This is a genomic window from Paenibacillus sp. AR247, from assembly GCF_002968895.1.
GTDB lineage: Bacteria > Bacillota > Bacilli > Paenibacillales > Paenibacillaceae > Paenibacillus_AQ > Paenibacillus_AQ favisporus.
On the sequence record NZ_PCZT01000015.1, the window covers coordinates 138409 to 146839 of the forward strand.

General features: G+C 57.5%; 6 protein-coding genes and 1 pseudogene. 1 reads left to right on the forward strand and 6 read right to left on the reverse strand.

All coding sequences use genetic code 11. The features are described from left to right. The 4 genes and pseudogenes from CPT76_RS37790 to fni all read right to left on the reverse strand — a co-directional run. Positions 1–237 (reverse strand): annotated as a pseudogene (locus CPT76_RS37790) (energy-coupling factor transporter transmembrane protein EcfT); the annotation flags it as partial. Continuing rightward, on the reverse strand, positions 230–1939 hold the full coding sequence (locus tag CPT76_RS25320; RefSeq protein WP_219845467.1) for an ABC transporter ATP-binding protein: 1710 nt from the start codon (positions 1937–1939) through the stop codon (positions 230–232). The gene CPT76_RS25320 and the pseudogene CPT76_RS37790, both read right to left, overlap by 8 nt. Before the next feature lie 41 nt (positions 1940–1980). Beyond that, a complete protein-coding gene (locus tag CPT76_RS25325) occupies positions 1981–2541 on the reverse strand; it encodes an ECF-type riboflavin transporter substrate-binding protein (protein WP_084204127.1) in 561 nt (186 codons plus the stop codon). A 292-nt stretch (positions 2542–2833) separates the two neighbouring features. After that, positions 2834–3901, reverse strand: a complete 1068-nt coding sequence (gene fni / locus CPT76_RS25330) for a type 2 isopentenyl-diphosphate Delta-isomerase (protein ID WP_258168791.1) — start codon at positions 3899–3901, stop codon at positions 2834–2836. Positions 3902–4322: 421 nt separating this feature from the next. Here fni and CPT76_RS25335 point away from each other — a divergent pair, with 421 nt between their 5' ends. Next, positions 4323–5615, forward strand: coding sequence for an Nramp family divalent metal transporter (locus tag CPT76_RS25335; RefSeq protein WP_105444880.1), 1293 nt, complete (start codon positions 4323–4325; stop codon positions 5613–5615). On the opposite strand, the gene CPT76_RS25340 is transcribed toward CPT76_RS25335, so the two are convergent. Both CPT76_RS25340 and cls read right to left on the reverse strand, forming a co-directional pair. Next, positions 5612–6439, reverse strand: a complete 828-nt coding sequence (locus tag CPT76_RS25340) for an ABC transporter ATP-binding protein (RefSeq protein WP_076174732.1) — start codon at positions 6437–6439, stop codon at positions 5612–5614. The genes CPT76_RS25335 and CPT76_RS25340 overlap by 4 nt on opposite strands. Before the next feature lie 172 nt (positions 6440–6611). Next, a complete protein-coding gene (gene cls, locus CPT76_RS25345; protein ID WP_076174735.1) occupies positions 6612–8117 on the reverse strand; it encodes a cardiolipin synthase in 1506 nt (501 codons plus the stop codon). Positions 8118–8431: the final 314 nt, after the last annotated feature.

The window sequence follows — 8431 nt, forward strand, 5'->3', positions numbered from 1 at the left end:
GCCGTTCAGTACCGTAAAAATAATCATCAGCCAAAACAAAAATGCCATCTTTTTAAAAGGAATCCCTGCCGTCACCAGCAGCACGATCCCGACACCCAGCATCAGCACAAACACCCGCAGATCCAGAAACATGTACGTCATGACCGTCCAGGCCATAAACAGCACCAGCTTGACCGCTCCGTCCAGCCGGTGAAACAGCGAGTTCCCCGTGACATAGAGGCTGCCCGTTCTATTCATGGCCCTTCTTCCCCTTCTTCTCTGCGTTGATAAAAGCCTGCACAAACCGCTCCGGCGAAGCCAGGCCGTTGGCTTTGGCGAAAAGGGACAGCGACGTCTCCTTCAAATGGGCCGGCTCCGTCACCTCCGGACGGCTGAGCACCGAGGCGACCGTGTCGGCGGCGAGCACCTCGCCCCCGCTGAGCACCACGGCGCGCTGCGCGTACTCCAAAGCCAGATACATGTCGTGCGTAATGAGCAGGAAGGCGATGCCTTGTCCGGCCAATTGCTCGATAAAATCCATAAACTCCTGGTAATGCCGATAATCCTGGCCGGCCGTCGGCTCATCCAATATCATCAGCTTCGGCGCCAGCACGAGAATTGCGGCGATGCTGAGCCGCTTCTTCTGGCCGTAGCTGAGCGCGGAAACGGGCCAGTTGCGGAAAGGATACAGCCCGCAGGTCTGCAGAACGCCGGCGACCCGCTCCTTGATTTCAGCGGCAGGCACGCCGCGGACCTTCAGGCCAAGACCAACCTCGTCTGCGATCATATGCTGCGTGATCATCCGGTTCGGGTTCTGCATGACATAGCCGATCGCTTCACCCCGGCGGCGGATCGACCATGCGGCCATATCCTGGCCGGCATACCGCATCGAGCCGGACTGCGGCTTCAGAATGCCCGTAATCAGCTGGGACAGCGTCGATTTGCCCGCCCCGTTGTTCCCCAGGAGCGCAACGATTTCTCCGGCGCCGACTTGCAGCGACACATCCTTGAGAACCGGCTGCCCGGGCTCATACCCGAAGGTCAGCCCGCGTACGTCCAGCAGCGGTTCTGCAGGCTGTGACGACGCCCCGGCAGCTGCTTGTTCGCCCCATCCATTCAGCCGCTCACCAAGGCCGGGAATGCCCAGCGGCTGCGGCCGGCTGAGGCCTTGAACACCGTCCAGGGATACGCCGGCGTACCGCAGCGCATCGACATACAGCGGCGGCCGCAAGCCGCAGCCGCGCAGCAGGCCGGACGCCAGAATCTCGTCCGGCGTACCTACCGCCTCTATGCCTCCGTCCTTCATCAGCACGATCCGGTCGATCGGCTGCTGCAGCACATCCTCCACCCGGTGCTCGATGATGACAACCGTTTTGCCGCCCTGCCGGTGGATATCGTCGATAAGCTGCATCGCTTTGCGACCGCCCGCCGGATCTAGGTTGGCCAGCGGCTCGTCGAACAGCAGCACCTCCGCATCCGTCGACAGCACGCCGGCCAGGGACACGCTCTGCTTCTGCCCGCCCGACAGCTCGTAAGGGCTGTGGTCGATATAATCCAGCATGCCGACCCGCTCCAGGGAAGCGGCCGTTTCCCGCTTCATTTGCTCGCGGGGCATCGCTTTATTTTCCATGACAAACGCCACATCCTCGGCCACACTTAAGCCCACGAACTGGGAGTCCTGGTCCTGCAAAATCGTCCCCACCGTGCGGCTCAGTTCGAAAATGCTCAATTCGGCGGGATTCCGTCCGGCAATACTCAGTCTGCCGCGGATGTCTCCGCCGTAGGTAAAAGGAATAAGCCCATTGATACAATGGGCCAAGGTCGATTTGCCGGAGCCGCTGGGACCGGCGATCCAGATCTTTTCTCCGGGATAAATGTCCAGCGTAATGTCCTTCAGCGTGGGCTCCGACTGATTTTTATATTTAAAACTGTACTGTTGAAACGAGATGATCGGCTGCATCATGACGTAAATCTCCTATCCTGTGGCGCTCTGCCAAGCACCTACTCGTTGACGCTTAAATTGCTGACTTTGGCGTTTCTGCGGGCAAATCCGATCACAGCCGGAACCCCGAGCACCAAAAAGACGACGATATTCGAAATCGAAGCGGCCGTAACCTGCACCAGCAGCTTATCCGACGGCTCGCCCATAAACGTGATGTCAAACCATCCCGAGAAGAGCAGCGACAGAATGATGCCGACGACGCCGTATACGATGAACAGGCCGATATGTTTTCCTTTGTATGTACCGTTCTGCGGGTCAAACCCTTTGGATAAGTAAATGAGTCCCATAAATGCGGCTGTAATGCCGGAACCGAGCGCCCAGCCCCACCATACCGTACCGCTGGTGAGCAGGTCGTTCAGCACGTGGCCGATCAGTCCTGCGATAAACCCGACCACCGGGCCGAACAGGGCGCCGAAAATCGCCAGCAGCGCAATCGCCGGACGCAGCGAGGTATCGGGTCCCACGGGAATTCCAATAAAGCTGGTGGCTCCATAGAGGGCCGCACCGATGCCTATCGTCACCACAGTTCTTGTGTTCAACTGAAAAATGGATTTCTTCAAAGCAGAGTCACCTTCCCCTTTACATCAATTCAACAACCTTCATGTCCTAAAGGCGAACATTTCGCGTTATTTGTACTCTTAATATAAGGGCAGGCAGAAACGAAGGCAAAACTTTTTTTGGTAAATATTATATAAATTTTTTGGATCGATGACCCAACGGAATGCGGCAACACCCATAAGGGCAGCAAAAAAGGCCTAATTTCCGATGAGGAAAATGGGCCTTTGGTTGATTGTTTGCTTTTTGCCATCATCCAGCTGCCTGCGGCCTGGGGGCTGCGGTCCGCCGCCCAGGTTACGGCCGGGTCTGCACCAGCCGGCGCGTACCCTTCAGCGCGGCGACGTCCGCCGCGCCAATGCCAAACATCGCGGTGCGTAGCTCGAACTCGACCTGCGCCAGCGCCTCGTCCAGCGCCTGCTCGGACGAGACGGCCGGGCCGAGCAGGCCGCGGCCAAAGCCCGCGAGATCGGCGCCGAGCGCCAGCGCCTTGGCGGCGTCCACGCCGCCCTGCAGCCCGCCGCTGCCGATCAGCCCTCCGTGCGGGGATACCGCCCGCACCTCGGCAATGCACTCCGCGGTCGGGATGCCCCAGCCCGCGAACGCCTCCGCCGCCCGGCGCCGCACCGCGTCCCGGCTGCGGAACTTCTCGACCTGGCTCCAGGAGGTCCCGCCGGCGCCGGCCACATCGACGAAGGCCGCGCCCACGTCGTACAGCCGCGCCGCCGTATCCCCGTCGATGCCCCAGCCGACCTCCTTGACGCCGACCGGCACGTCCAGCCGGCGGCACACCTCTCCAATCCGGCTCAGCAGCCCGCTGAAATTCGTGTTCCCCTCCGGCTGGAACACCTCCTGCAGGCCGTTCAGGTGCAGCACAAGCATGTCCGCTCCGGCGATATCGACGGCCCTTTGGCACTGCTCCACGCCGAAGCCGTAGTTCAGCTGGACGGCGCCCAGGTTCGCGATCACCGGGATCGTCGGCGCATGCGTGCGCACATGGAAGGTCGGCGCGAGCTCCTCCTTCTCCACCGCCGCGCGGACCGAGCCGACCCCGAGCGCCCAGCCGCGCCGCTCGGCGACGGCAGCCAGGCGGGCGTTAATCGCCCCGGTCGCTTCGCTTCCGCCCGTCATGGAGCTGATCAGGAGCGGCGTCCGGAGCGTCCGCCCGAGGAAGGAGGCTTCGAGGGAAATCTCTTCGAAGCCGATCTCCGGCAGCGCACAGTGGCGAAAGCTGTACTGCTCCAAGCCGGAGGTTACGCCACTGCCCACATCTTCGCTCAGGCACAGGCGCACGTGCTCGATTTTTCTTTCCCCTGTAGGTATTTCGGGCAGCAAAGACCCGCTTTCCGCTTCGTTTCCGTTCATCTGATGCGCCCCTTTCATGGATATGCTGCAAACCTTGATTCACTTCGTGACCCGCTCGTCACCGCACGATTCTCTAAAGAAATTATTATACCACAGAACCTCTGGTAAATTCGCCAACTTGCCTCAAACCGAGCCGACCTTCCATCCTGTACATCCCGATGATTACGCCGTGCCTCTCTTCTCCCACGACCCGGTTCACACATCGCGGTGTAATGCTGGCTGCTCACACAGGCACACATCACAGCAGCGAGCCATAAATGCTTTGCAGGTTGTTCGGCCGAAGCGTTAGCTTAGGAGCCCACAAAGTTTCCTTAGGGAAAATTTTTGAAGTACATGCAACCGCCCAGTGCTTTCCAATAGGATGTGATAGCCGTTTAGACTCGATTTGAATCGAAAGAATGTTGTGAAAGGAGTGCTGCCCATGAACGCAAGTGAGGAGAGCCGACTGGCCGCCGCCGGAAGAGGCTGGCGCAAAGGAGGCGGTCCGCCAAGCCTGCCCGAGGTCCATAAATCGATGAAGGTTCCCTTGAAGGGCAGCTTCTTCCGCAAAATGCTCGCCTTCGCGGGTCCCGGATACCTCGTCGCCGTCGGATACATGGATCCCGGCAACTGGGCCTCCGATTTGGCCGGCGGCGCCATGTTCAACTACTCGCTGCTGTCGGTCATCATGATTTCGAACCTCATGGCGATTCTGCTCCAGTCCCTGTCCGCCCGCCTTGGCATTGCCACGGGAAGGGACTTGGCCCAGGCCTGCCGCGATCATTACAGCAAGCCCGTCAGCGTTGGGCTCTGGATATTATGCGAGCTGGCGATTGCGGCCTGCGATCTGGCCGAAATCATCGGCTCAGCCATCGCGCTGCAGCTGCTGTTCGGCCTGCCGCTGCTGGCCGGTGTCCTCATCACATCTGTGGATGTCCTTCTGGTGCTGCTGCTGCAAAACAAAGGATTCCGGCATATCGAAATTTTGGTCATTTCGTTTATCGCCGTTATCATCATGTGCTTCGGGGTCGAATTGTTCCTGTCCAAGCCGGAGATGGGCGCGGTCATGGCCGGATTCGTTCCGACGGCAGACATCGTGCAGAACCCGGAAATGCTGTACATCGCCCTGGCCATGCTTGGCGCGACCGTCATGCCCCACAACCTGTACCTGCACTCCTCGATCGTGCAGACCCGGCGGTACGATGAGTCCATCGCCGGCAAGAAATCGGCCATCCGTTTCGCTACCGCGGATTCCACCGTGGCGCTCACCATCGCCCTGTTCGTCAATGCGGCCATTCTGATCCTTGCGGCGTCTGCCTTTTATTCAACGGGGCATACTGAAGTAGCAGAGATTCAAGACGCCTACCAGCTGCTTACTCCACTGCTCGGCACCGGTGCGGCCAGCGTTCTGTTCGCCGTCGCGCTGCTCGCTTCCGGCCAAAACTCGACGCTGACGGGAACCCTCGCAGGCCAGATCGTTATGGAAGGCTTTATGAACATCCGCCTGAAGCCATGGATCCGCCGTCTGATTACGCGCCTGATCGCTATCGTTCCCGCCGTGATCGTGATCGGAATTTACGGGGAAGGCTCCACCGGCCAGCTGCTCATTTTCAGCCAGGTCATCCTTTCGCTGCAGCTGTCCTTTGCCGTGTTCCCGCTCGTCCGCCTTCTGTTATATGTTCCATCTCGTTATTACAATTCAAGTGAATTCCCGCTCACGGAACGGATTCACTAAGCTTCGCAGACCGCCGACAGCTTGCACCGGTCTCCGCACAAGCGGCCTTTGCCGTGCGGCACGCACATCGGCGTTCCGAAGATCGGATCCTCCGCAATCATGCAGTCCATGCAGAACACTTCCTTGACCATCTGCGGCGTCAGCACGTCTTCCGGTGCACCGGCACAATAGACGCCCTGGTTCTTCACGGCAATCATATGATCGGCGTAACGGCAGGCCAGGTTCAGGTCATGAAGCACCATCACGATCGTCCGTCCCTGCTCACGGTTCAGCTCATACAGCAGATCCAGCACCTCGATCTGATGGCTCAAATCCAGGTACGTCGTCGGCTCGTCAAGCAGAATCAGGTCGGTGTTTTGCGCCAGCGTCATGGCAATCCAGGCCCGCTGCCGCTGTCCGCCGGACAGGGAGTCGACCGCGCGGTCGGCCAAATCGGTGAGGCGCGTCATTTCCAGCGCTTCGTTCACCAGACGCTCATCCTCCGCACTCCACTGCTTCAGCCACGATTGGTGCGGATAACGCCCCTGCTTCACCAGCTGAAGCACGGTCAGCCCCTCCGGAGCCGTCGGTCCCTGCGGCAGAATTGCCATATTCCGGGCAACTTCCTTGGTCGACGTCCGATGGATTTCCTTACCATCGAGCAGTACCGATCCGCTCTTCGGACGCAAAAGACGCGCCATGGAACGAAGCAGCGTGGATTTGCCGCAGCCGTTGCTGCCGATCAGAACCGTAACTTTGCCTTCGGGAATGTCCAAATGCAGGTCTTTAATAATATCGGTATCGCCGTACCCCAGCGTCAGTGCTTCCGTTTGCAAAAGCGTCATCTTTCCCGTAACCCCCAATTCTGCCTATCCTATGATTTAAGACTGCCTAATAACGTCCGTCCACAATAATGAGAATCATTATCACAAATATAATCGGCGGCCGCGTGAATGTCAACCACTCACGGGCCGCCCGAAGAAGCTTTTTCGTCTACCTCGTACCACCGCAAAGCCGCTACAGCAAAGGGGATAGCAGCCTCGCGAGCGACTCCATAAAGCGTTCCGGTATTTTTTTCTTATTAAATTTATCGGGAATGATTTGCTTCGTATACACCAAATCCCGTTCAAAGTCCGACACGATCCGCTGCACACTCTCGGTCTGCACCAGCAGCGCGTTCACTTCAAAATTCAAATGGAAGCTGCGCATGTCCATATTGGCGGTTCCGATCGTCGCCACCTCGCCGTCAATGATCAGCAGCTTGGAATGCAGGAACCCTTTTTCGTATTCGTAAATTTTGACGCCCACGTCGAGTAGCGAAGGAAAATACGAATGGGAAGCCAGGAACGGCAGCCACTTATCCGGCTTGGACGGAAAAAGGATGCGTACGTCGAGCCCCGACATCGCGGCCACGCGCAGGGACGTTAGGATATCGTCGTCCGGGATAAAATAAGGCGTCGCCAGCCAGACCGATTTCTGCGCCGAGGTGATCATCGAGAAAAAAATATTTTTGAGCGTACGCCGGTCGTTGTCCGGTCCGCTCGGGATAATCTGCACGGCGCCGCCGCTGCTTTCCGCCAGCTCGGGAGACAGATATTCGGCGTCCAGCACCTTTTCCCCGGTCATATAGAGCCAGTCCTGCAGGAATATAATTTGCAGCGTCCGCACCGCCTCGCCCCTGACGCGCATATGGGTATCTCTCCAGAAGCCGTATGCCGCATTGCGGCTCAGGTACTCGTCCCCGACGTTCAGCCCGCCGATAAAGCCAACCTTGCCGTCGATCACGACGATTTTGCGGTGGTTGCGGAAGTTGACCCGGGAGAGAAAAAACGCCTTGGAGCTTCCGTACGCGACGACCTGAACCCCGGCTTCCTGCATGGCCCGGAGGAACGATTTGGGCAGCTGCATGCTTCCCCAGGCATCGTACATAAAACGGACCTGTACGCCGGCTTTGGCCTTTTCAATTAAAATCTGCTGAATCCTTGTTCCGATATGATCGGCGCGGTAAATGTAGTATTCCATATGAATATGATGCCTGGCCTTCTCGAGCTCCTTCAGCAGGGTGGAGAACGTTTCCTGCCCGTTGGTCAGCACTTTGGTATCGCTGGAGAAGGAAATCGGAGTCCGCGCCAGCCGCTGCGAGAGATGCAGCAGCTGCTGCTGCATGGGATTAAAGGAAGATAGATCCGGATGGAACCGCGCACCATTCTCCTCCAGCCGGTCATATGTTCTGAGATCCTGCTCGGCTTTTTTATCGAATTTGCGCCGTTTGAAGTAGTTTTGCCCGAAGAGCAGATAAAAGAACAGACCCACCACCGGCATCAGGGCGAGCAGCAGAATCCAGGCCATCGTCGAGGACGGGTTGCGGTTCTCCATAAAAATCATGAACCCGAGCGACACGACGGTAAGCGTGGAAAATATACTGACAATGGTTCCCGCGGTTTTGCCGAACACGCCGAAACCAAAATAGTAAAACGCAAATAATATCGCGGCAATGATAAAGATTTGTATTCCCCGTCTCATATGTTACCTCTCTTAAGTATCATTAAAAAACATGCATATCCATGGTCATCGTCCAAACCCATAAGGTATATTTTACATGAACAAGTTCAAAGTTCCTACGAATTTTTATCGAATGGACAAGCCCGCCTGAAATTTCCGTGCATGCCTGATGTTAGAATGCCCATCTTCTTGACATTGGCTGCATTGTGTGAAAAAAATNTCACCTAACGACCGTTAGGTAGTCAATAGGAGTCGATGATATGAACGCCAAAAACACCCTGCTCGAAGCTGCATTATCGCATTTTGCCAAGGATGGATATGAAGGAGCGTCCCTG

Coding starts and splice junctions, on each gene's coding strand:
- CPT76_RS25340 (WP_076174732.1), bottom strand. CDS start 6,439: ATGACGCTTTTGCAAACGGAAGCACTGACGCTGGGGTACGGCGATACC.
- CPT76_RS25335 (WP_105444880.1), top strand. CDS start 4,323: ATGAACGCAAGTGAGGAGAGCCGACTGGCCGCCGCCGGAAGAGGCTGG.
- fni (WP_258168791.1), bottom strand. CDS start 3,901: ATGAACGGAAACGAAGCGGAAAGCGGGTCTTTGCTGCCCGAAATACCT.
- cls (WP_076174735.1), bottom strand. CDS start 8,117: ATGAGACGGGGAATACAAATCTTTATCATTGCCGCGATATTATTTGCG.
- CPT76_RS25320 (WP_219845467.1), bottom strand. CDS start 1,939: ATGCAGCCGATCATCTCGTTTCAACAGTACAGTTTTAAATATAAAAAT.